The organism is Xanthomonas hyacinthi (assembly GCF_009769165.1).
Lineage (GTDB): Bacteria > Pseudomonadota > Gammaproteobacteria > Xanthomonadales > Xanthomonadaceae > Xanthomonas_A > Xanthomonas_A hyacinthi.
Window position 1 is genome coordinate 3,675,670 of the sequence record NZ_CP043476.1, and the last position, 23,836, is coordinate 3,699,505.

The following is a 23,836-nucleotide window of genomic DNA, read 5'->3' on the forward strand; positions in this document are numbered from 1 at the left end:
GGGTTCCACCCGCCCGCTATAATCGCCGGCTTACCGCGCCATCCTGGCGACTGGGCAACACCGGAAAACTCACCATGGTCAAGATCCGCCTTACCCGTGGCGGCGCCAAGAAGCGCCCCTTCTACCACATCATCGTCACCGACGTGCGCAGCGCGCGCGACGGCCGCAACATCGAGCGCCTGGGCTACTACAACCCGGTCGCGCAGGGCGCCGAGCCGCGCATCGTGCTCGACCTGCCGCGCGTGGACCATTGGGTGTCCAACGGCGCGCAGCTGACCGACAAGGTGCGCAACCTGTACCGCGAAGCGAAGGCCCAGGCCACCGCGGCCTGATCCTGCGGGCCGCGCCTGGCGCGGCCCTTCGGTTTTTGCACCCATGAAAGACAGCCAGCGCCGTATCCTGCTGGGCAGGATCCTGGGCGCCTTCGGCGTACGTGGCGAGGCCAAGCTGGAGTCGTGGACCGAGCCGCGCCTCGCCATTTTTCGCTACCAGCCCTGGATCGTGCGCAAGCCCGACGGCAGCGAAAGCACCCTCAGCGGCGTGCGCGGCCGCGAATCCAGCAAGCACCTGGTGGTCACCTTGCCCGACGTCACCGATCGCGATGCGGTCGAGGCGCTGCGCGGCACCGAGATCTACGTGGCGCGCGATACCTTGCCGCCGCCCAGGCCCGACGAATACTACTGGGTGGACCTGGAAGGCCTGGACGTGCGCACCGTCGACGGCGTGGCCCTGGGCCAGGTCTCGCACCTGTTCTCCACCGGCGCCAACGACGTGCTGGTGGTGCGCGGCGACCGCGAGCGGCTGCTGCCGTTCGTGCAGCCGGACTACATCAAATCGGTGGATTTCGACGCCAACCTGGTCGTGGTCGACTGGGACCCCGAGTTCTGAGCGAAGCTGCCGACTTCGGCTGAGCTCTTTGCTCTGCCATTCTCCGTTTCCGACTCCCCATTCCCCGCCCCAATGCGCATCGACGTCATCAGCCTGTTCCCCGAGTTCGTCGCCCAGTGCGCCGCGTTCGGCGTGGTCGGCCGCGCGCAGGAGCGTGCGCTGCTGGCGCTGCACGGCTGGAACCCGCGCGATTACGCCACCGGCGGCTACCGCAAGGTGGACGACCGCCCGTTCGGCGGCGGCCCGGGCATGGTGATGATGATCGAGCCGCTGCAGGCCTGCCTGCAGGCGGTGCGCGACGCCGACCCGCAACCGGCGCCGGTGATCTACCTGAGCCCGCAGGGCGCGCCGCTGACCCAGGCCAGGGCCCGCCAACTGGCGGCGCTGCCGCGGCTGGTGCTGCTGTGCGGACGCTACGAGGGGGTGGACGAGCGCTTCGTCGCCGCCGCGGTGGACGAGGAGATCTCGATCGGCGACTACGTGCTGTCCGGCGGCGAGCTGGCCGCGGCGGTGCTGGTCGATGCGGTGACCCGGCTGCAGGAGGGCGCGCTGAACGATGCCGAGTCCGCCGCCCAGGACAGCTTCGAAGGCCCGGACGGGCTGCTCGACTGCCCGCACTACACCCATCCGCGCGAGCACGCGCTGGGCGAGGTGCCGGCCATCCTGCGCTCCGGCAACCATGCCGCGATCGCGCGCTGGCGGCGCATGCAGGCGCTGGGCCGGACCTGGCTGCGGCGCCCGGAGCTGCTGGACCAGGCCGCGCTGAGCGCGGTCGACCGGCGGCTGCTGGAGGAATTCCGCCAGGGCCTGCAGGCCGATCCGTCGCCCGCGCAGGAAAATCCATCCAAGCCCTAGCCATGGCGGCACGACTGGGTTAAAATGCGCGGCTTTCCGGTCAAGCCCTCTGTGCTTGGCCCATCCGTATATCGCGCAATCGCCGTGCGGCGACTGCCGGACCACCTCACCAGACACAAGCGGTGCCCACCATGAGCAAGCTCAACAAGACCATCCTGGCCGACTTCGAAGCCGCCCAGATCCAGCGCAAGCTGCCGGAGTTCAACCAGGGCGACACCATCGTCGTCAACGTCAAGGTGAAGGAAGGCAACCGCGAGCGCGTCCAGGCCTACGAAGGCGTGGTGATCGGTACCAAGAACGCCGGCCTGAACTCCTCGTTCACCGTGCGCAAGATCTCGCACGGCTTCGGCGTGGAGCGCGTGTTCCAGAGCCACAGCGCCATCATCGACTCGGTCGAAGTGAAGCGCCGCGGCAAGGTCCGCGCCGGCAAGCTGTACTACCTGCGTGGCCTGGAAGGCAAGGCCGCCCGCATCAAGGAAGATCTGGCCGCCGCTGCGCAGGCCAAGGTCGCGCGCCAGGCCGCTGCGGCCGCCGCCAAGGCCGAGTAATCCCCCAGCGACTCCGGTCGCTGCCGCGACGGCCGCCTTCGGGCGGCCGTTTGCGTTTGCGGGGTTGCTGCGCGCAGCTGCGTCGCGATGCGCGCAGATGCGCGCTTGCGATGGGCATTGCCGCGACTGTTGGTTTCCGGTCGGGGCTTCAGCCTGCTTTCGCATGCAGCGCTAGGCCGTTCTGTCCAGGGTCCGCGCGCAGCGCTCAGCGCGCCGGATCCTGCGCGATCGCCACGTCGGCCACCGGCGCCGGCGGCTGCGCCGGCACTTCCGCGGGATGCGCCATTTCCTCCGGGCGCGGCTGCGCCAGCATGTGCGCCTTGCGCCAGTTGCCCCAGCGGTAATAGGCCAGCGACAGCCCCATCGAGCAGGTCGCGCTGGTCGGGAAGCTCCACCACACCGCGTCGGCGCCGAACTGCGGCTGCAGCAGCTGCGCGAACGGCACGCGGATGCCCCACAGCGACAGCGCCAGGATCAGCAGCGGCGGGAGCACCGCGCCGGTGGCGCGGACCACGCCGGAGATCACGAAGGTCACGCCGAAGAACAGGAACGACCACACCGCGATGTGGTTGAGATGGCGCGCGCTCTCCAGCGCCGCGCTGTGCGGCGGCAGGAACAGCGCCAGGGTCCAGCGGTCGAGCAGGATCAGCGGTGCGATCAGCGCGCCGGTCAGCAGGAAGTTGAACAGCACGCCCTGCCGCGCGGTCGCCGCGACCCGGTCCCAGCGCTGCGCGCCGACGTTCTGTGCGGCCATCGACGAGCAGGCCGCGCCGATCGCCATCGCCGGCATCTGCACATAGGTCCACAGCTGCATTGCGGCGCCGTAGGCGGCCGAGGTATCGGTGCCGTAGCCGTTGACCATCGACATCATCACGATCATCGCCAGCGAGATCAGCACCATCTGCAGCCCCATCGGCACGCCCTTGACGATCAGCGCGCGCAGGATCGTCGCATCGATGCGGAACAGCCGCGCGTCCTGCCGCCCCAGCCACAGCACATGGCGCTTGTGGCGCAGATACAGCAGCAGCCCGGCCAGCGCGATGGCCTGGGCGATCAGCGTGGCCCAGGCGGCGCCGGCGATGCCCAGTTTCGGGAACGGCCCCAGCCCGAACAGCAGCAGCGGATTGAAGCCGATGTCCAGCAGCACCGACAGCAGCAGGAAGCGGAACGGGGTGCGCGCATCGCCGGCGCCGCGCAGCGCCGCGGACAGGAACGCGAACGCGTACAGCAGCGGCATCGCCAGGAAGATCACGCGCAGATAGGCCTCGGCCAGCGGCAGCGAGGCGGCCGGCGTGCCCATCGCCGCGAGCAGGTGCCGCGCCAGCCACCAGCCGCCGGCCGCGATCAGCACCGAGATGCCGATGAAGAACGTGGCACTGGTGCCCATCACCCGCCGCGCCTGGGCCACGTCGCCGCGGCCCATCGCCTGGCCGATCAGGATGGTGGCGGCCATGCCGATGCCGAACACCGAGCCGATCAGGAAGAACATGATGCTGTTGGCGTTGGCCACCGCGGTCAGCGCCGCTTCGCCAAGATAACGGCCGATCCAGACGGCGTTGACCGAGCCGTTCAGCGATTGCGCGATGTTGCCGGCCAGGATCGGCAGCGAGAACAGCAGCAACTGCCGGCCGATCGGGCCTTCGGTGAGCGCGGCGGACTTGGGCATTGCATGCCTGCACGGATGGGAAGCCCGGCACACTAGCACCTGCACGCGAACCCGGGGGGCGACGCATGGCAGAGGTGGCGCGGTTGGGAACGTCCTAGACTGAATGCGTCGATGCGGATGCTGGCTTGCGGCGTAGCTGCAGGCCGGGGCGCAGGCTGTCGGCGCAGTACCCACCAGAGAAACTTGCAATGCCGCGATCGCGCCGCAATCTGCAGTGGATCGGATGCAGCGCGCTGGCGCTGGCCGCTTGCGCCGACGACGCGCGTGGGACCGGAGCCAACCCGCGGCCGGGCGAACCCCCGCAATGCCTGGTCGGCGAGGGCGACAGCGCGATCCCGTCGCGCGCCGACGGCCTGGCGGTCAGCCAGCGCCGGCTGCGCCGCCATCCGTCGGCGTCGCTGCAGTAGTCCAGCGCGCGCCGCGACGACCGACCGATGAACGTGGATTTCCGTAAGCACGATGAATGAACCGCTAGCGCAACCGAGTGTGGTCCGGCTGGATGTCTGGCTATGGGCCGCGCGCTTCTTCAAGACCCGCAGCGTGGCCAAGCAGGCGGTGGAAACCGGCAAGGTGGACGTGGCCGGACAGCGGCCGAAATCCTCGCGCGCGGTGCGCGTGGGCGAGCGCTTGCGGGTGGAGCGCGGCGACGAGGTGTTCGAGATCCAGGTGCTGGCGCTCAGCGACAACCGCGGCCCGGCCAGCGTCGCGCAGACGCTGTACCTGGAGAGCGAGGCCTCGCGCGCGCGTCGCGCGCAGCAACGCGCGCAACGCAGCGCCGAACGCAACGGCTACCAGGCGCCTGAGGGCAAGCCGGACAAGCGCGCGCGGCGCCTGATCCGCGCGCTGGGCGACCTGGACGCGCTGTAGGCGGGGGCATGATCGAAGGGCCGGTGTGCCATTGCCGCGCCTACACCCTTGTGCGAGCGACTTCAGCCGCGACGGGCGAAGCGGCGGACTTTTCGAGGCAGCATGCAGTCGGGACTGAAGTCCCTCCTACAGGGCACCCAGCCGCCTTGGCGATGCCGGGCCTGTCGCCGAACTCAGGCCGCCAGGTCGAAGCGGTCCAACTCCATCACCTTGCTCCAGGCCGCGACGAAGTCGCGCACGAACTTCTGCTGCGCGTCGGCACTGGCATACACCTCGGCCAGCGCGCGCAGGATCGAGTTGGAACCGAACACCAGGTCCGCGCGCGTGCCGGTCCACTGTTGTTCGCCGCTGGCGCGGTCGCGGCCTGCGTACAGCTCCTTTGCATCCGAGGTCGCCTTCCATTCGATGCGCATGTCCAGCAGGTTGGCGAAGAAGTCGTTGCTCAGCGTGTCGGCGCGCTTGGTGAACACGCCATGCGCCGATTGGCCGACATTGGCGCCGAGCACGCGCAGGCCGCCGACCAGCACGGTCATCTCCGGCGCGGTCAGGGTCAGCAGCTGCGCCTTGTCGATCAGCAGCGCCTCGGCCGGCACCGCGTAGCGGCGTTTGCTGTAGTTGCGGAAGCCGTCGGCCACCGGTTCCAGCACCGCGAACGATTCGACGTCGGTCTGTTCCTGCAAGGCGTCCATGCGCCCCGGCGCGAATGGCACGGTCAGCGTCTGCCCGGCGTTCTGCGCCGCCCGCTCGACCGCGGCGGCGCCGCCGAGCACGATCAGGTCGGCCAGCGAGATCTTCTTGCCGCCACTCTGGGCGCCGTTGAACTGCGCCTGGATGCGTTCCAGCGCAGCCAGCACCTGCGCCAGCTGTTCGGGCTGGTTGACCTCCCAGTCCTTCTGCGGCGCCAGGCGGATGCGCGCGCCGTTGGCGCCGCCGCGCTTGTCCGAGCCGCGGAAGGTGGAGGCCGAGGCCCACGCGGTCGAGACCAGTTGCGCGATGCTCAGGCCCGAGTCGAGGAGGCTGCGCTTGAGTGCGGCGATGTCCTGCGCATCGACCAGGGCATGGTCCAGCGCGGGGATCGGGTCCTGCCAGAGCAGTTCTTCGGCCGGCACGTCGGGGCCGAGGTAGCGCGCACGCGGGCCCATGTCGCGGTGGGTCAGCTTGAACCAGGCGCGGGCGAAGGCATCGGCGAGCTGCTCGGGGTGCTCCAGGAAGCGGCGCGAGATCGCGGCGTAGGCCGGATCGAAGCGCAGCGCCAGGTCGGTGGTGAGCATGGTCGGCAGGCGCTTCTTCGACGCATCGTGCGCGTCCGGGATCAGCGCCTGCGCGTTCTTCGCCACCCACTGGTGCGCGCCGGCCGGGCTCTTGCTCAGCTCCCACTCGAACTTGAACAGGTGTTCGAAGAAATCGTTGCTCCACTGCGTCGGGGTGGTGGTCCAGGTGACCTCCAGGCCGCTGGTGATGGTGTCGCCGCCCTTGCCGCTGCCGAAGCGGTTGCGCCAGCCCAGGCCTTGCGCGTCCAGGTCGGAGGCCTCGGGTTCGGCGCCCACATTGTCGGCCGGGCCGGCGCCGTGGGTCTTGCCGAAGGTATGGCCGCCGGCGATCAACGCGACCGTCTCTTCGTCGTTCATCGCCATGCGCGCGAAGGTGTCGCGGATGTCCTTGGCGGCGAGCAGCGGATCGGGATTGCCGTCCGGGCCTTCCGGATTGACGTAGATCAGGCCCATCTGCACCGCGGCCAGCGGGTTTTCCAGATTGCGCGTGTGCACGTCACCATCGGCATCGTCGTCGGACACCAGCACGCCGTCGGCTTTGTCCACACCGTCCGAGCCATGCGCATAGCGCACGTCGCCGCCCAGCCAGGTGGTCTCGCGGCCCCAGTACACGTCCTGGTCCGGCTCCCAGGTGTCTTCGCGGCCGCCGGCGAAACCGAAGGCCTTGAAGCCCATCGATTCCAGCGCGACGTTGCCGGTGAGGATCAGCAGGTCGGCCCAGGAGATCGCCTGCCCGTACTTCTGCTTGATCGGCCACAGCAGGCGCCGCGCCTTGTCCAGGCTGACGTTGTCCGGCCAGCTGTTGAGCGGGGCGAAGCGCTGCTGGCCGCGGCCGCCGCCGCCGCGGCCATCGCCGGTGCGATAGGTGCCGGCGCTATGCCAGGCCATGCGGATGAACAACGGGCCGTAGTGGCCGAAGTCGGCCGGCCACCAGTCCTGCGAATCGGTCATCAGCGCGTGCAGGTCCTGCTTCAGCGCCTGCAGGTCGAGTGTGTTGAAGGCCTTGGCGTAGTCGAACGTGTCGCCCAGCGGATTGGTCCTGGACGAATGCTGGCTGAGCAGGTCCACGCGCAACTGCTGCGGCCACCAGTCCTGGTTCGTGGTGCCGCTGCTGGCGGCGCTGTGGAACGGGCACTTCGATTCGCTGGTCATGGCTAGGCTACCTTGATGGACGCTGGGTGGCCGCGCGCCGTGGTCGTACGGTGCGCGTGATTGCGGGGCCGGGCGCTTGGATGCAAGGAATGCAAGCATGGCGCACGGCGATTGGAAGACACGATAGGCGGAGTCATTGCGGTAGGGAATTCGAATGATCCTACGGGATCGATAGGTAATCTCTATGAAATGGCGGTGCGGAGCGGCTCGAGGATCGCCGTAGACCGTGTCCGCGGTTTGACCGGAGCGTGCCGACCGGATTGGCCTTGCCGCGGCCGTGCTGGGTTTCTACCTGCGTGTCGGCCTGCTCGAGCGGCGTCCCGCATGCGTCGCCTTCGCGCAACAGCATGTCGCCCGGCCCGGGGCGCTGCGTGCCAACGCCATCGACGATGCGTTGATCGCGGCGCATCCGAATCCGGACATGTCGGCGAGCGTGGCGCCGGCTAGCGTCTAGCGGAATGCGGTCTGCAGCGGTTGCGTGTGCTGCGCGGCCGGACCCTCACCCCAACCCCTCTCCCGGTGGGAGAGGGGCTGCCGGGGTGGAGGAGGTGCGGTCCGGTCCGGGGCAGGCTGCGTGCAAGGCGCTACAGCAGCGACTTGAGCCGGTACAAGGCTTCCAGCGCCTGCTTGGGGGTCAGCTCGTCCGGGTCCAGCGCCGCCAGCGCGTCCTGCGCCGCCGACGGCGCGGCGGCGAACAGGCCGAACTGCTGCGGCGCGTCCAGCGCCTGCGGCACCATCTGCGAGGCGTGGCTCTCGCCGCCGCGCTGCTCCAGTTCCGCCAGCCGCCGCCGCGCCTGCGCGACGGTGGCCTTGGGCAGGCCGGCCAGCGCCGCCACCTGCAGGCCGAAACTGCGGTTGGCCGGGCCGTCCTTGACCGCGTGCATGAACACCAGTTTGTCGCCGTGCTCGACCGCATCCAGGTGCACGTTGGCGATGCCGCTGGCGCCGCCTGCGACCGATTCGTCGGCCAGCGCGGTCAGTTCGAAATAGTGCGTGGCGAACAGGGTGTAGCAGCGGTTGTGGTGGGCCAGGTGGCGCGCCACCGCGTCGGCCAGGGCCAGGCCGTCGTAGGTGGAGGTGCCACGGCCGATCTCGTCCATCAGCACCAGCGACTGCGCGCTGGCGTGGTGCAGGATGTAGCTGGTTTCTGCCATTTCCACCATGAAGGTGGACTGGCCGCGCGCCAGGTCGTCGCCAGCGCCGATGCGGGTCAGGATGCGGTCGATCGGGCCGATCACCGCACGCGTGGCCGGTACGTAGCTGCCGATGTGCGCCAACAGCACGATCAGCGCGTTCTGGCGCATGTAGGTGGATTTGCCGCCCATGTTCGGGCCGGTGATCACCAGCATGCGCCGCTCCGGATGCAGGTCCAGGTCGTTGGGTTCGAACGGCTGCTCGCGCACCGCTTCCACCACCGGGTGGCGGCCGCGTTCGATGCGCAGGCACGGCGCGCTTTCCAGTTCCGGCTGCGCCCAGTCCAGCGCCTGCGCGCGCTCGGCGAAGCCGGCCAGCACGTCCAGTTCGCTGAGCGCGGCGGCGGCGCGCTTGAGCGGTTCCAGGCGTTCGCCCAGGGTGTCCAGCAGGGCTTCGTACAACAGCTTCTCGCGCGCCAGCGCGCGCTCGCGCGCCGACAGCACCTTGTCCTCGAAGTTCTTCAGTTCCTCGGTGATGTAGCGCTCGGCGTTGGTCAGCGTCTGCCGCCGCGTGTAGTGCACCGGCGCCTTGTCGGCCTGGCCCTTGCTGATCTCGATGTAGTAGCCGTGCACGCGGTTGTAGCCGACCTTCAGCGTGGCGATGCCGCTGCTGGCGCGCTCGCGCGCTTCCAGGTCGATCAGGAACTGGTCGGCATGGGTACTGAGCCGGCGCAGTTCGTCCAGCTCGGCGTCGTAGTCGGCGGCGATGACGCCGCCGTCGCTGAGCTTGAGCGGCGGCTGCTCGGCGATGGCCGAGGCCAGCAGGTGCGCGATCTCGTCGTGCTGGCCCAGTTCCGCGGCCAGCGCGGCCAGCCGCGGCGAATCCAGCGGCGCCAGGACCGCGCGCACCGCCGGCAGCAGGCCCAGGCCGTCGCGCAGCGTGGAGAAATCGCGCGGCCGCGCCGAACGCAGCGCCATCCGGGTGAGGATGCGCTCGAGGTCGCCGAGCGCGCGGAACGCGTCGCGCAGGTCGGCATCGGCGCCGCGGTCGATCAGCGTGCCGACCGCGTGGTGACGCTGCACCAGCACCTCGCGCAGGCGCAGCGGGCGGTGCAGCCAGCGCCGCAGCAGGCGTCCGCCCATCGGCGTGACCGTGCTGTCGAGCACGCCGAGCAAGGTGTTGCGGGTATCGCCGTCCACCCGCGTGTCCAGCTCCAGATGGCGGCGGGTGGCGGCGTTCATCGCGATCGCCTCGCTGGCGGTCTCCATCGCGATCGCGGTCAGATGCGGCAGGCGCTGTTTCTGCGTCTCCTCCACGTAGCCGAGCAGGGCGGCGGCGGCGGCGATGGCGCGCCGGCCCTTGCCGGAATTGTCGTCGTCGAGGCCGAATGCGCTCAGATCGTGCAGCTGGAAGAAGTTGAGCAACTGACGGCGGCCGCTGTCGGCGTCGAACAGCCACGGCGCGCGGCGGCGCACGCCGCGGCGCTCGCGCAGGAACTCGGGCCACTGGTCCTCGTCGGGCACCAGCAGTTCGGCCGGCTCCAGCCGCGCCAGCTCCGCCTCCAGCGCGTCCTCGCTGTCGACCTCGTTGACCAGGAAGCGGCCGCCGGCCAGATCGGCCCAGGCCAGGCCGTAGCCGTGCTTGTTGCGCGCGATCGCCATCAGCAAGGTGTCGCGGCGCTCGTCGAGCAGCGCCTCGTCGGTGACCGTGCCCGGGGTGACCACGCGCACCACCTTGCGCTCGACCAGGCCCTTGGCCAGCGCCGGATCGCCGATCTGCTCGCAGATCGCCACCGACTCGCCCAACGCCACCAGCCGCGCCAGGTAGCCCTCGTAGGCATGCACCGGCACCCCGGCCATCGGGATCGGCGCACCACCGGAGCTACCGCGCTGGGTCAGGGTGATGTCCAGCAGCCGCGCGGCCTTGCGCGCGTCGTCGTAGAACAGCTCGTAGAAATCGCCCATGCGGAAGAACAGCAGCAGGTCCGGGTACTCGGACTTGGCGGCGAAGAACTGCTTCATCAGCGGGGTGTGCTCTGCCGCGCTTCCAGGAGCTTGGGTTTTCTCTCGATTTTGCATCGGATTCAATGGGTTAAAGAATTTCGGGATGGTTGTCTGTGGGCAAGTATGGACGCGTGCAGCCAACAAATGACAGGGTGGCGCAGCTCCAGCGTGGCTCTACGGTCCGACGCGCCATCTGCCGATCCACTGTGGAACTCCGGGTGCTGCCCCGTTTCCATGGACACTTGCAGGACGGCCGATCAGGGCCACGAGGAATGTTCTGTCCACGCGCAGCACGTTCGGTGCCGAGTTCAAGCCCGGTGCGGTTGCGCCGGCTGGCCGGCCGGGCATCAGCTGCGCTCGGGTGGCGCGGCAACTGGGGATCGGCGACAACGCGCAGTTCGATCGCCCAAGGATGCCGCAAAGGATCGCCACACAGGATCGACGTTCTCCACCCTTGCACAACCGTCCGTGGCTTCGGGGCAGAACCCTTCCGCCGTTGGAAAAGCTAAAGATCTGAGCTTGTGCAGAGTCGGAGGCGCTAATGATCGATCGTCGTGCCTTTCTTGCCACTGGTGTTGTGGCCGTCGCCGCAAGTTTCAGCGCATTCGCCGCTCGGATCGCGGCCGCGCCGCGCCCCAGGGGGCCGGCGCCGTGGGGCGCCGTGCCTAGGGATTGTCATCAATTGTTCGGATAGGCGATGCTTGTTGCCCCTTTCTTTCCTGCACACCCCTGCAATGGCACGCCGCTACGCCCTGCGAGACGATCAGTGGGATCGCATCCGTGACCTGCTCCCCGGCCGAGCCGGCCATGTGGGTGTGACCGCCAAGGACAACCGGCTGTTTGTCGAAGCCGTGCTCTACCGCTACCGAGCCGGCATCCCCTGGCGGGATCTGCCTGAGCGCTTCGGCGACTTCCGCGTGATCCACCTGCGGCATAGCCGCTGGAGCCGGTCCGGCGTCTGGCAACGCGTGTTCCACGCCCTGTCAGAGGAGGCGGACAATGAGTACGCGATGATCGACAGCACCATCGTCCGGGCGCATCAGCACAGCGCCGGGGCAAAAGGGGGGCGCCGCAGGCCATCGGACGCAGCCGAGGCGGGCTAAGCAGCAAGATCCACGCCGTGGTCGATGCACTGGGCAATCCGGTGGCGTTTCATCTGACCGCAGGCCAGGCGTCGGATCTGGAAGGTGCAGATGCGTTGCTGCCGCAACTGTCGGTCGGCGCCCTGCTCGCTGACCGCGCCTACGATGCCAGGGCACGTGTCATCGAGCCGATGCAGCGGCAGGGGACGCAGATTGTCATCCCCTCCCATCCAACGCGCAAAGTGCAGCGCGACTACGACCGGGTGCTGTACAAGGATCGACACCTGATCGAGAACTTCTTTGCCAAACTCAAGCAGTACCGGGCCATTGCCACCCGATACGACAAGACCGCCGGCAACTTCCTCGGCGCGATTTACTGGATCGCCTCTGTCATCCTGCTTAATTGATGACACGCCCTAGCGCGCGACAGCTGCGGTGGCATCGGTGGGAGCAATACGCCTTCGTGCATTTTGCGATGAACACCTTTACCGATACCGACAAGGAATGGGGCTACGGCGACGAAGATCCGCGCAAATTCGATCCCAGTGATTTCTCTGCCGATCAAATTGTCGCCGCTGCCAAGGCCGGCAATCTGAAAGGGCTCATTTTTACCGCCAAGCACCACGATGGGCTCTGCCTTTGGCCGACACGCCTGACCGGGCGCGGATGATCGAGCTGGTCCACCAGCACCAGCCGATGGCCTGCACCTTCGACCCGCTCGGCGCCGATATCCGTTGGGTCGGCAACGAGGACGGCGTCGCCGGCGATCCGTGCTGGCCGACCATGCCCAATGCCGCTTACACCCAGGAAAACGGCAATGCCGGCGTGCGCGGGGCGGCACTGTGGTGGCCCGCGGAAACCAACACCTCGATCCGCCCGGGCTGGTTCTACCATGCCGATGAAGACGGCAAGGTGCGCAGCCCGGAGAATCTGGTGCGCTATTTCGACACCTCCGTCGCGCGCGGCACCAACATGAACCTCAATCTTCCGCCCGACCGGCGCGGCTGTATCGCCGACCACGACGTTGCGGTACTGCAGAGCTTCGGCGACGCGATCCGCGGCAGCTTCGCCATCGATCTGGCCAAGGGCGCCAAGGCCAGCGCCAGCGCGTCTCGCGGTCCTGGGTTCGAGCCGGCGCGCGTGCTCGACCGTCAGCCGGACAGCTACTGGTCCACGCCGGACGACGTCACCACGCCGACGCTGACGCTGGAACTGTCGGCGGTGCGCAGCTTCGACTTGATCCGGCTGCGCGAATACCTGCCGCTGGGCGTGCGCGTCACCCGCTTCGCGATCGAAGCCGAGGTCGATGGGCAATGGCGGCGGTTGGCCGAAGCGCAATGCATCGGTGCACAGCGGATCCTGCGGCTCGATTCCCCGGTCGCCGCGCGCCGTGTGCGCCTGCTCGTGCTCGAGGCGCCGGTATGCCCGGCGATCAGCGAATTCGCGCTGTTCCGCGCTGTTGCGCCGGTTGCGGTCGCGCGGCCGACGGCGAACGCGCCGGACGTGCTGTCCAGCGCTGGTTGGCGAATCGTCGAGGCCAGCGCACCGGGGGCGGAGAAGTTGCTCGACGACGATGCCGGCACGATCTGGATCATGCCCGCTCCGAAGCCTGGCCATCCCGCGCAGGTGACCATCGACCTCGGCGCGTTGCGTCAGGTCGCTGGCTTCAGCCTCACGCCCTCGCGCACGGTGATGAACGGCGCGGCGCCGCCGAAAGGCTATCGCGCCGAAAGCAGCGAAGATGGCCAGCACTGGCAACCGGCCGGGGCCGGCGAGCTGTCCAATATTGCCTATGCGCTCTCGACCCAGCGTCTGAATTTCCCCGAGGTCCGCCAGATCCGCTACCTGCGGCTGTCGTTTGCCGAAACGGCGGTGCCCGCCGAGCGGCTGGCGATCGCCGGCATCGGTGCATTCTCGCGCTTGCGCTGACGGCTTGCGATCCCTCACGGCCATGCGCCGCGGGGGGGAGCGCATCGCTGGGGCGACGCAGCTTCACGGGCTTGGAGATGCGTGAGAGGCGGTGAAGATCGGCTTCGGGGCGAAGCGTCGGCGACTTCACCCAGGCGTGCGTGGATATCGCTCCGACCACGGCATGGGCGGGGCGTAGATGGTGCGCCTGGGCACCTGCTCAGGAGGGGCGGAGTCGGGAGCGCCCGGCGTCCGCCGTGCGCGCGCCGGCGTGGTTACTTGAAAGGACGCGCCCGCGTCAGGCCACGAACGGCCGTGCCTTGGTTCGCACGGTCTTCAGCGCCAGCCGGGCAGGGGCCAATCCGGGTGCAGTCGCTTCCAGCACCAGCGTGCCGGTCATGCGCGAGGTCTGCAGCAGCGCCATGCACAGGCCATTGAACGCGCGGCGGCTGTCGCCCTTGTCGTTCTCGTGGCTGGCCGGGTCGCCGTTGCCCAGGCCGATCAGTCGGCCGGCACCGCGTACGGCGAAGCGCACGGCGGTGTCGGCAGTGGGGACGACGCGGCCTTGCGCATCCACGATCTCGACCGCGACCACGGCGACATCCTCGGCATCGGCAAGCAACTCGGGGCGCTCGCTGCGCAGGCGCACGGCGGCCGGCGCGCCGACGGTCTGGCGGGTCTGCAGCAGCACCTGCTCGCCGTCGCGATAACCGCGCGCTTCGATGCTGCCGGGTGCGTACTTCACCCGCCATTCGACGTGGCCGTAGGCGGGCACGTGCTGCAGGCCCTGGCTGGCGCCGTTGACCAGCAGTTCCACCGCGTCCAGGTTGCTGTGGCACCAGACGTCGACCATGCCGTTGTCGCCCTCGTCCAGCAGGCCGTCCCAGTTCCAGTGCGGGAACAGGTGCAGCACCGGCTCGCGGGTCCATTGCGCGCGGTAGTACCAGTAGTTGTCCTTGGGGAAGCCGCAGCTGTCGAGGATGCCGAACTGCGAGGCCAGGTTCGGCCAGCGGTTGTACGGGGTGGGTTCGCCGCGGTAGTCGAAGCCGGTCCAGACGAAGCCGCCGGCGATGTACGGCCGTTGCGCGACGTAGCTCCACCAGGCTTCGGCGCTGCTCGCCCACCATGGGTGGTCGAGGTCGTAGGCGCGCGAGTAGCCGCGCGTGTCGTCGCTGCGGTAGTTGCCGCGCACGCCGACGGTGCTGCCGGTTTCGCTGCCGTAGATCGGGATGTCGGGATGGCGCGCGTGGAAGGCGTCCATCTGCGGGGTGCGGTAGTTGAAGCCGAGCACGTCCACCATCTGGCCGACGCTGTCGTCGAAGCCCTGGTCCATCGCGAAGGTGGTGGGGCGGGTCGGATCCAGGCGCCGCACCAGGCGCTGCATGCGCGCGACGATGCGCGCGCCGCGCGCGGTGACCATCTGCGGCTCCTCGTTGCCGAGCGACCACAGCATCACGCAGGGATGGTTGCGGCCGCGCCGCAGCATCGTTTCCAGTTCGGCCAACGCCTCGCTGTCGGAGGACATGCGCCGGGTCTCGTCGATGACCAGCAGGCCGAGGCGGTCGCACAGTTCCAGCACTTCCGGCGCGGCCGGGTTGTGCGCGCTGCGGTACGCGTTGCAGCCCATTGACTTGAGCTGGCGCAGGCGCCATTCGTGCAGGCGCTCGGGAATGGCGGTGCCGACGCCGGCATGGTCCTGGTGGTTGTTGGTGCCGTGCAGCTTGAACGGCGCGCCGTTGAGCAGCAGGCCGCGCTGCGGGTCGAACTGCAGGCTGCGCACGCCGAAGCGCGTACTCAGCGCGTCGCAGGCGCGGCCGTCGCTGTGCAGGTGGGTGGACAGGGTGTAGCGCTGCGGCGTGTCCGGCGACCACAGCGCGGGCGTGCCGAGATCGAGCGTCTGTTCGACGCGCTGCACCAGGCCCGGCGCCACGGTGACCGGCGCCGCGGTCGCGCGCGCGACGATGCGCCCGTCCGGCGCGCGGATCACCGAGGTGACGCTGCAACTGCGCGGTTCGGCGCCGCTGTTGCCGAGTTCGGTGCTGACCAGCGCCTGCGCGGCGCCGCCTTGCCACGGGCTACGCACGAACACGCCGTCCAGCGGCACGTGCAGCGCATCGGTCTTGCGCAGCCACACGTGGCGATAGATGCCGGCGCCTTCGTAGAACCAGCCTTCGCCCAGGGTGGCGTCCACGCGCACGGCGATGACGTTGCGCTTGCCGTAGTCGAGCACGTCGCTGAGATCGACCTCGAAGCCGCAATAGCCGCTGCCGTTGCGGCCGACGATGTGGCCGTTGCAGAACACGATGCAGTCGCGGAACACGCCGTCCAATTCCAGGCAGATCCGCTTGCCTAGGTCTTCGGCCGGAATCTCCAGTTCGCGCCGGTACCAGCCGATGCTGGTCTGCGGGTCGTTGCGGCCGAGCGGCTTGTAGCCATGCGCGGCGGCCGGGTCGTCGGCCAGCATGGCGGCGGAGGCGGGATCCTGGCGCACCGGCAGCGCCACCGCCCAGTCGTGCGGCAGGTCGATCGCGTCCCAGCCGCTGTCGTCGAAGCCGGGCAGGGCCGCGTCGGCGGTGTCCTTGCCGGCCTTGGCGTAGGTGCGCTGGAACGTGCCGAAGTTGAAGTCGCGCGCCGGATCGTCGGCATGGCCGAGGTGGAAACGCCAGCCGAAATCGCACAGCAGCCGTTCGCGCGGCGCTTGCGCGTTTTCGTCCAGCACCAGCGCCTGACCCGCGTCGGTGGCGCTCGCGGCCAGCGCTGCCGGCGCCAAGGCCGCCGCCGCGCCGGGAACGGCTACCTGCACGCCGCCGGCGACCAGCGAGCGCAGCAGTTCGCGTCGGCTCAGTTCGATCATGGTTGCGGGTCCTGGTTGTGCGGCTTGACCGCATCGGGCTTGGCCTTGGTAGCGGGCTTGGGCGCGCGCCGGTAGGCGTGGCGCATGAACTCGATGCCGGGCAGCAGTTCGTTGCCGTTGCCGAAATCGAAGAAGCTGGCGTTCTCCCACGACGAGCCGGTGCCCCAGCGGGTCTTGCAACTGCTGCTGGTCCAGGCCGGTTCCCAGTACACGACGCCGCTGCCGCCGCTGTCGATCACCAACTGGGTCAGATCGACCAGGTACTTCAGCTGGCCCTGCGGCGTGGCCGGGTAGCCTGGAATCAGCGAGTCCTCGCCGAGCAGGTTGGGCGAGGCGTCGCCGCTCTTGAGCGTCCACGGGTAGGCGGTCTCCACCACCATCACCTCGGCGCGGTAGCGTTTACGCAGGCGCTTGATGGTGGCGCCGAGTCCGGTCATCGATTCGCTGGACCACTTGCGGTAGTAGCTGATGCCGATGACGTCGAAATCGCGCACGCCGGCCTTGCTGGCCGCGGCAAACCACGGCTCCACGTTCTCCGGCTGGGCGATATGCAGCATCACCTTGGGCTTGATCGCCGAGCGTGCGCCGGCGTCGCGCACCGCCTGGATGCCGGCGCGCAGCAGCCTGGCGTTGCGCGCCCAGTCGATCGGCCGGCGCTTGTCCCACGGCTGGCTGTCCATCAGCTCCGAGTTGCTCTCGTTGCCGACCTGCACCAGCTCCGGCATCAGCCCGGCGCGGTCCAGCGCGCTCAGCGTGTCGTAGGTGTAGCCGTACAGCGTGCGCGCCAGTTCGTCCTGGTCGGTGATCGCGGCCCAGGCCTTGGGGATCAACTGCTTCTCGCCATCGGCCCAGTCGTCGGAGTAGTGGAAATCCAGCAGCACCTGCATGCCCTGCGCGCGGGCGTGGCGTATGCTCTTCTTGACGTCGCTCAGGTCGCTGTAGCGGGTCCAGCGCGCGTCGTTCCACAGGCGCACGCGCACCAGGTTGGCGCCATGCGTGTGGAACAGCGCGAATGGGTCCTGCACCGCGCCGCGTTCGCGGTACTGCACGCCGCAGTCCTCCATTTCGTTGACGTAGGACAGGTCGGCGCCCAGGTACAGCGGAGCGGCGCCGGCGGCAGCCGGAGCGAGGGCGGCGGCGAGGGCCAGCGCGAGCGCTGGCATCCAGTGACGGCGTGTGTGCGGCATGCGATACCTGCGGCAGAGGAACTAGAACGTGTAGGTCGCTTCCAGCGCGAAGCGGCGGCCGAACAGCTGGTAGCCGCCATCGTCCTGGTTGGCCAGGCGATTGCGCTTGTTGTCGCTGTAGGCGCGCAGCGGCTCGTTGGTCAGGTTGCCGACCTGGAACTTCAGCCCCAGGTGCTCGCTGAAGCGCCAGGCCAGGCTCAGGTCCACCGTGCCTTCGCTTTCCAGCCGCGCCAGGCGCGCGGCGTTCCAGCCGTACACCACGGTGTAGGGGCTGTGGTACTTGTAGCCCAGGCGCGCTTCGAACTTGCTGTTGCTGTACCACAGGTCGAAGGTGCCGGTGTTGCGCGCCAGGCCGCTGAGCGGCAGCGGGTCGTTGGCCGGCGAGAACTCGTGCAGGTTGGACTCGACGTAGGAATAGTTCGAGTAGACGCCGAAGTTCTCCAGGTGCGGGATGAAGAAGAACGGCGTCTGGAAGGTCAGTTCGGCGCCGTTGATGTAGCCGCCGCCGCCGTTGAACGGGCCGCTGATCAGGTAGTCGCGGCCGTCGATGGTCTCGTGCCGGGTCTTGTAGCCGATGCTCGAATCCACCCACTTGCGGTACAGCGCCAGCGCGGCCAGCGCTTCCTTGTGGAAGTACCACTCGTAGGACAGGTCGAGCTGGGTGGCGCGGAACGGATTCAGTTGCGGGTTGCCGCCGCTGCCGGTCAGCTGGCCGACGGTGGTGTTGGGATTGTCGAGCGCGCGGCCGGTGCGCAGTTCGTCCAGCGGCGGGCGCGCGATCACCTTGGCCACCGAGAAGCGCAGGATGCGCTCGTCGTCGAGCAGGAAGTTGAGCGTGGCGCTGGGCAATACGTCGGTGTAGTCGTTGCTGGCGCTGCTGGGCTGGACCACGCCGCCGATGGTGTCGTAGCCGTCGCTGCTGGTGTCGGTGTGGACCACGCGCACGCCGGCGTTGCCGGTGACGTCGATGCCGAACCACTGCGAACTGAATACCGCCTTGGCGAAGGCTTCGCGCACGTTCTCCTTGACGTTCCAGTGGTCCAGCAACTGCTCGCTGGCCAGGCTCGGATCGAAGCCGCCGAAGCCGAGCCTGGCGATCGCGTCCAGATCGCCGCCGGTCAGCGTCGGCACGTTCAGGTCGGGCATCTGCAGCGGATAGATCAGATCCTGGTAGGCGGAGATCGGCTGATCGAACCCGGATTGGGAGCTGGTGGCATGGCGGTTCTGCTTCTCGCGCCGCGCCGCACGCGCGCCGAATTGCAGCGCGGTGATCGGCGAGTCTTCGATGCTGCGGCTGGCGCTCAGCGCCAGCGCCGCGATCCGGTCGCGCAGCGCCTGCGGCTCGGTCTGGCCGCTGATGCCCCATTCCGGCGAATCGGAGCTGGTGCTGATGGTGGGGGTGACGCCGTGGCGGAAATCGAAGGACACGGTGTCCGGATTGCTGCCGAAGCGCACCGCGCGCCAGTCGTTGTCGCGCTTGGCCTGCGAGAACGACAGGTCGCCGCCCAGGGTCCACGCGTCGCCGCTCCACTTCGCGTTGAGGCCACCGGCGGCGAGCGTCTTGACCTCGCTGTAGTGGCTGATGACGTGGTCCACCTGCAGGTTGGAATTGGCCAACGTGGCGGCGACCACGTCGCCGTCGACGATGCTGTAGGACGAACCCGGCGTGGTGTACGGATTGCTGGCGGAGAAGATGCTGTAGCCGAGATTGTTGAACCAGTTCTGGCGCTGGTCCTCGTCGATCCTGATCCGCGAATACAGGCCGTCGAGCTTGAGTTCGAAATTGCCCGAGCGCCACTGCACGGTGCCCATCGCGCCGGTGCGGGTCTGTTCGGTCAGCTTGAGCTGGTCGGCCGCACCCCACGGGGTGTAGTCGACCTTGCCGTCGCCATCGACGTCGCGCGCATTGCTGTCGTCGGTATAGCCCCAGCTGCCGATCGAGACGCCGGCGTTCTTCTGCTTCTGGTAGGTGGCGTCGAGCGCGATCGCCAGATTGTCGTTGAAGCGGTGGATCCAGCTGGCGCCGAGGCGGTTGCCCCAGGGCGAATAGCCTTTCACGTCAGTGCCCTCGTCGTAATAGATCGGGCCGGCGGTGCCGACGAAACTGGGGCCTTTGTGGTCCAGCGGGCTGATCGTGGAGATGTCCACGGTGGCGGCGATGCCGCCGGCCACCAGGTCCGCCGATTGGGTCTTGTAGACCTTGACCGTGGAGACGATCTCGGTGGGGAACACTTCCCAGCGCACCGCGCGGTTGGGCTCGGAGGAGGCGATCTCGCGGCCGTTCACGGTGCCCATGGTCATGCGCGGACCGAGGCCGCGCACCGTGGCCAGGCTTTCGTTGCCGCGGTCGCGGGTGCCGTTGACGCCGGGCAGGCGCACCAGCGCCTCGGCCACGGTGACATTGGGCATCTGCCCCATGTTGTCGGCGGAGATCACCTCGACCACGTGGTCGTCGAGCTGCTTGGCCTGCACCGCCTGGTCGAGGCTGGCGCGCTGGCCGATCACCATCACGTTGTCCAGGGTGACCGGGGCCTGCCCGGCATCACCGGTCGTTGTGCCGGCCGGCGGCGCCGGATCGGCGGCAACGCTCTGCGCGTGGACGCCGAAGGCGCTGGCCAGGGCCAGAACGATGGCCGAGCCGAGCAGCGTGCGGGCGGCCTGGTGCTGCGCGCGCCGACACGCCGGGCGACGCTGTTGTTCCGAAGGCATCTTTGTTCCCTCCCAGGACGAAAGTTACCGAGCATATGAAAGGGGACCGGGCAAGACGGTCCTCCTGGTCGCGCTGGCAGATCGCAGGGGTGGTCCCCGTGCGGATAGTGCGAACGTGCGTTGTGTCGCGGCCTCGCAGCGCGAGGCTTGTCGCGTTCCGGCGGCCGGCAGTGGCGGACGCAACCCCCTTCCGCCGTTCCGATCGCCAGGAACTGGAGCGAGCATAGGAGCGGCTTCCATTCCATTCCAATGAAGCATTTGCTGTCGACTATCTTGTTTTGGAATTGATCGACATGTTGCAGAGCGGCATGCCGGCGCCGTTGGCCGTCGCGAAGATCCCATCGTGTCTGTGTGGCGCCTGGGCCATGCCTGCTGCGCAAGCCGACGCGTTCGCGCGCATGGCGTGCCCGATGGCCGCGCCCGTGCCGGTGCGCGATCGCCGTCAGCCGCGTGCGGCGCGATCGCCGCCGCTGTCGAGCAGGGCCGCGGCCGCCGCACCCAGGCTGCGTTCGCGATGGCGCAGTGCGTGGAACGTGCGCGCGCCCAGCGCCGCGCCGACGCGCTGCAGGCGGCCGCTCTCCAGCCATGGGGCCGCGGCCAGTTGCGAGATCGCCGCCAGGCTGTGGCCGGCGTGGACTGCCGACAGCACCGCTTCGTTCGAGGGCAGGGTCAGTGCCACGCGCAGGCGTTCCGGCGCGACCCCGGCCGCGCGCAGCGCCGCCTCGAATGCCGAGCGCGTGCCGGAGCCGGCTTCGCGCATGATCCAGGTGCTGGCCTCGGCCAGCCGCGGCAGGCCCAGGCGCAGGCGTCCGGCCAGCGGATGCGTCGGCGCGGCGACCAGCAGCAGGCGGTCCTGGCCGAGCACGGACAACTGCAACTGCGGATCGTGCACGCCGCCTTCGACGAAACCCAGTTCCGCACGGCCCTCGACCACCGCGCGCGCCACGCTTTCGGTGTTGCCCACGCTCAGGCGGATCTGGATCTGCGGGAAACGCGCATGGAACGCCATCAGCCGCACCGGCAGCCAATAGCTGGCCACGGTCTGGCTGGCGTGCAGGTCGAGCGTGCCGCGCAGCACGCCGCGCCACTCGCTCAAGGCCAGCTGCGCTGCGCGGGTGCGCGCCAGGATCGCCTTGGCTTCTTCGAGAAACGCCGCACCGGCGGCGGTCAGCGCGATGCCGCGCCCCACGCGGTGGAACAGCGGCACGCCGTACTGGGTTTCCAGCGCCTTGATCGCGGCGCTGGCCGCCGACGGCGTGCGATGCGCGGCCTGCGCGCCCAGGGTCAGGTGCTGGCGTTCGGCGACGGCGACGAACAGGGCGAGTTGTTCCAGGGTCACGGCGGCATCGTTCGATTGGACCGAACGAACTATCCGGCATTATGCGATGGAATGACAGGATGGTCGGGCGCATCCTGCCGCTACTTCGAGACGGTGGCGGCAATGTACAAGGCACGAGGCAAGGGCACGGCACTGTTGCCGGGCCTGCTGCTGGCAATCGCGGTCGCGGCACTGGCGATGCTGGGGGAACGCATGCAGCTGCGCTGGCTGGGGCGGCCGTGGATCGACGCGCTGGTGTTCGCGATCGTGCTCGGCACGCTGCTGCGCACGGCCTCGGAGCTGCCGGCGCGGACCACTGCCGGCATCGCGTTCGCCGCCAGGCTGCCGCTGGAAGTGGCGATCGTGCTGCTCGGCGCGTCGGTCAGCTTCAGTGCGGTCGGCGCGGCTGGTGGCCTGCTGCTCGGGCTGATCGCGGCCACCGTGCTGCTGGCGATCGGCATCGGCTACGGCATCGGCCGCCTGCTCGGCCTGCCGACACGGCTGGCCACGCTGGTGGCGTGCGGCAATGCGATCTGTGGCAACTCGGCGATCGTCGCCGCCGCGCCAGTGATCGACGCCGATTCGGACGAGGTGGCGGCCTCGATCGCGTTCACCGCGGCGTTGGGGATCGTAGTGGTGCTGGTCCTGCCGCTGGCGGTGCCGCTGTTCGGGCTGGACCAGCGCCATTACGGCATCCTCGCCGGCATGACCGTCTACGCGGTGCCGCAGGTGCTGGCGGCGACGCTGCCGGTGGGCGCGCTCAGCGCGCAGGTCGGCGCGCTGGTCAAACTGATGCGGGTGGTGATGCTGGGGCCGGTGCTGCTGCTGCTCGGCCTGAGCGCAGGCCGGCCGGGCGTCGCGCGCCTGCCGCTGCACTGCGTGCTGCCGTGGTTCGTGCTGGGCTTCATCGGCATGCTGCTGCTGCGCTCCTCCGGCCTGTTGCCGCCGGCAGCGGCGGACGTGGCGCAACACGTTTCGGCGCGACTGACCCTGGTGGCGATGGCGGCGCTGGGCCTGTCGGTGAACCTGCGCTCGGTGCTGGCCTCCGGCGGCCGTGTGCTGGCCGCGGGCACGCTGTCGCTGCTGGCGCTGGCCGGCCTCAGCGGGTTGATGCTGTGCTGGCTGCCGTGACGCGCGGCATTGCCGGCGACGCCCGCATATTGCGCACCATCGGCAGCGCGGATGCGATCTGCCGGATCGCGGCATGTCGCCGGGCTGTTTGCCGCATCGCGTTTCGGGCAGCTGCAGCGCGCGATGCCTGCAGCTGCCCAGCAAGCACGCCAGCCGCGGTGTAATAGTCTCCGCGGCGGGTCCGATCTAAGCTGGCGCATCTTCTCCGCACGTACCTGCCAGGCCAGCTCATGGGACACGACCACAGCCACGCACCGACCGAGATCCGCCACGAGCAACCGCTGTGGTGGGCGCTGGGGCTGACCGCCACGTTCCTGCTGGTGGAGGTCGCCGGCGCGTTCCTGACCAACAGCCTGGCGCTGCTGTCCGATGCCGCGCACATGGCCACCGACACCCTGGCGCTGATGATCGCGCTGGTCGCGGTGCGGCTGAGCCGGCGCCCGCCCGACGCCAGGCGCAGCTACGGCTACGCGCGGCTGGAAGCGCTGGGCGCGCTGGTCAACGGCGGCCTGCTGTTCGTGGTCGCCGCCTACATCCTGTGGGAGGCGGTGCAGCGCTTCCGCCAGCCGCAGGAAGTGGCCACGGTCGGCATGCTCGGCATCGCCGCGTTCGGTCTGCTGATCAACCTTATCTCGATGCGCCTGCTCAAGGCCGGCAGCGGCGAGAGCCTGAACATGAAGGGCGCCTACCTGGAAGTGTGGAGCGACATGCTCGGCTCGGTGGCGGTGATCGCCGGCGCGCTGGCGATCCGCCTCACCGGCTGGAAGGTGATCGATCCGATCCTGGCGGTGCTGATCGGCCTGTGGGTGCTGCCGCGCACCTGGGTGCTGCTGCGCGAGGCGGTCAACGTGCTGCTGGAAGGCGTGCCCAAAGGCATGGACATGGCCGCGGTGCGCGGCTATCTGCGCGGCGCCCCGGGCGTGGAGGATGTGCACGACCTGCACGTGTGGGCGCTGGCCTCGAGCACCCCGGCACTGACCGCGCACGTGGTGATCGCCGACGGCACCGACAGCGATGCGCTGCGCGCGACCCTGCGCGATGGCCTGCACGCGCGCTTCGACATCGACCACATCACCTTGCAGATGGAAGCGGGGCATTGCGGCGCGCCGCCGTGCGGCACGCCGGCGCGTGCGGCGTCGGGGACGCACGACGAGCATGCGGATCACGATCACGCCCAGCACGGCGGCCACGGGCATCGGCACGGCCATGCGCATGGCGCGCACGGGCATTCGCATTCTTGAGCAGAGTCGCTGCGGATCTGGA

General features: G+C 69.1%; 15 protein-coding genes and 3 pseudogenes. 11 read left to right on the forward strand and 7 right to left on the reverse strand.

Annotation, left to right across the window (positions count from 1 at the left end; all coding sequences use genetic code 11):
* Window positions 1-74: 74 nt before the first annotated feature.
* From rpsP to rplS, 4 genes are all read left to right on the forward strand, one after another.
* Window positions 75-332, forward strand: a complete 258-nt coding sequence (gene rpsP, locus FZ025_RS16145; protein WP_046977266.1) for a 30S ribosomal protein S16 — start codon at window positions 75-77, stop codon at window positions 330-332.
* Between the two features lie 43 nt (window positions 333-375).
* Complete coding sequence (gene rimM / locus FZ025_RS16150) at window positions 376-888, forward strand: ribosome maturation factor RimM (RefSeq protein ID WP_046977267.1); 513 nt, start codon at window positions 376-378, stop codon at window positions 886-888.
* Window positions 889-960: 72 nt separating this feature from the next.
* A complete protein-coding gene (gene trmD / locus FZ025_RS16155; protein WP_046977268.1) occupies window positions 961-1,743 on the forward strand; it encodes a tRNA (guanosine(37)-N1)-methyltransferase TrmD in 783 nt (260 codons plus the stop codon).
* A gap of 131 nt (window positions 1,744-1,874) precedes the next feature.
* Window positions 1,875-2,291 carry a 50S ribosomal protein L19 gene (rplS, locus tag FZ025_RS16160; RefSeq protein WP_003470862.1) on the forward strand — a complete coding sequence of 139 codons (417 nt, stop codon included), beginning with the start codon at window positions 1,875-1,877 and terminating at the stop codon, window positions 2,289-2,291.
* A gap of 205 nt (window positions 2,292-2,496) precedes the next feature.
* Here the strand turns inward: rplS and FZ025_RS16165 are convergent, their stop codons facing one another.
* A complete protein-coding gene (locus tag FZ025_RS16165; protein ID WP_046977269.1) occupies window positions 2,497-3,957 on the reverse strand; it encodes an MATE family efflux transporter in 1,461 nt (486 codons plus the stop codon).
* Between the two features lie 188 nt (window positions 3,958-4,145).
* On the opposite strand from FZ025_RS16165, the gene FZ025_RS16170 reads away from it, so the two are divergent.
* The gene (locus FZ025_RS16170; protein WP_046977270.1) at window positions 4,146-4,364 is read left to right on the forward strand and encodes a hypothetical protein; all 219 of its coding nucleotides are present in this window, start codon (window positions 4,146-4,148) and stop codon (window positions 4,362-4,364) included.
* A gap of 52 nt (window positions 4,365-4,416) precedes the next feature.
* Window positions 4,417-4,824 carry an RNA-binding S4 domain-containing protein gene (locus FZ025_RS16175; protein ID WP_046977271.1) on the forward strand — a complete coding sequence of 136 codons (408 nt, stop codon included), beginning with the start codon at window positions 4,417-4,419 and terminating at the stop codon, window positions 4,822-4,824.
* A 173-nt stretch (window positions 4,825-4,997) separates the two neighbouring features.
* Here FZ025_RS16175 and katG read toward each other — a convergent pair whose 3' ends face one another.
* Complete coding sequence (gene katG / locus FZ025_RS16180; protein WP_046977272.1) at window positions 4,998-7,247, reverse strand: catalase/peroxidase HPI; 2,250 nt, start codon at window positions 7,245-7,247, stop codon at window positions 4,998-5,000.
* Window positions 7,248-7,518: 271 nt separating this feature from the next.
* On the opposite strand from katG, the pseudogene FZ025_RS16185 reads away from it, so the two are divergent.
* Window positions 7,519-7,701, forward strand: a pseudogene (locus tag FZ025_RS16185) (glutathione S-transferase); the annotation flags it as partial.
* Window positions 7,702-7,831: 130 nt separating this feature from the next.
* On the opposite strand, the gene mutS reads toward FZ025_RS16185, so the two are convergent.
* Window positions 7,832-10,459, reverse strand: coding sequence for a DNA mismatch repair protein MutS (gene mutS, locus FZ025_RS16190; RefSeq protein ID WP_046977273.1), 2,628 nt, complete (start codon window positions 10,457-10,459; stop codon window positions 7,832-7,834).
* A 659-nt stretch (window positions 10,460-11,118) separates the two neighbouring features.
* Here mutS and FZ025_RS16195 point away from each other — a divergent pair.
* Both FZ025_RS16195 and FZ025_RS16200 read left to right on the forward strand, forming a co-directional pair.
* Window positions 11,119-11,873, forward strand: a pseudogene (locus FZ025_RS16195) (IS5 family transposase).
* Between the two features lie 8 nt (window positions 11,874-11,881).
* Window positions 11,882-13,395, forward strand: a pseudogene (locus tag FZ025_RS16200) (discoidin domain-containing protein); the annotation flags it as partial.
* Window positions 13,396-13,672: 277 nt separating this feature from the next.
* Here the strand turns inward: FZ025_RS16200 and galA are convergent.
* From galA to FZ025_RS16220, 4 genes are all read right to left on the reverse strand, one after another.
* Complete coding sequence (gene galA, locus FZ025_RS16205) at window positions 13,673-16,228, reverse strand: beta-galactosidase GalA (RefSeq protein ID WP_046980050.1); 2,556 nt, start codon at window positions 16,226-16,228, stop codon at window positions 13,673-13,675.
* The gene (locus FZ025_RS16210) at window positions 16,225-17,415 is read right to left on the reverse strand and encodes a glycoside hydrolase family 53 protein (RefSeq protein ID WP_046980049.1); all 1,191 of its coding nucleotides are present in this window, start codon (window positions 17,413-17,415) and stop codon (window positions 16,225-16,227) included. The genes galA and FZ025_RS16210 overlap by 4 nt, the downstream gene beginning before the upstream one ends.
* A 21-nt stretch (window positions 17,416-17,436) precedes the next feature.
* A complete protein-coding gene (locus FZ025_RS16215) occupies window positions 17,437-20,124 on the reverse strand; it encodes a TonB-dependent receptor (protein WP_046980048.1) in 2,688 nt (895 codons plus the stop codon).
* A gap of 442 nt (window positions 20,125-20,566) precedes the next feature.
* Window positions 20,567-21,463 carry a LysR substrate-binding domain-containing protein gene (locus tag FZ025_RS16220; protein WP_046980047.1) on the reverse strand — a complete coding sequence of 299 codons (897 nt, stop codon included), beginning with the start codon at window positions 21,461-21,463 and terminating at the stop codon, window positions 20,567-20,569.
* Between the two features lie 102 nt (window positions 21,464-21,565).
* Between FZ025_RS16220 and FZ025_RS16225 the strand changes: the two genes are divergently transcribed.
* A complete protein-coding gene (locus FZ025_RS16225) occupies window positions 21,566-22,573 on the forward strand; it encodes a YeiH family protein (RefSeq protein WP_046980046.1) in 1,008 nt (335 codons plus the stop codon).
* A gap of 230 nt (window positions 22,574-22,803) precedes the next feature.
* The gene (locus FZ025_RS16230; RefSeq protein ID WP_046980045.1) at window positions 22,804-23,814 is read left to right on the forward strand and encodes a cation diffusion facilitator family transporter; all 1,011 of its coding nucleotides are present in this window, start codon (window positions 22,804-22,806) and stop codon (window positions 23,812-23,814) included.
* Window positions 23,815-23,836: the final 22 nt, after the last annotated feature.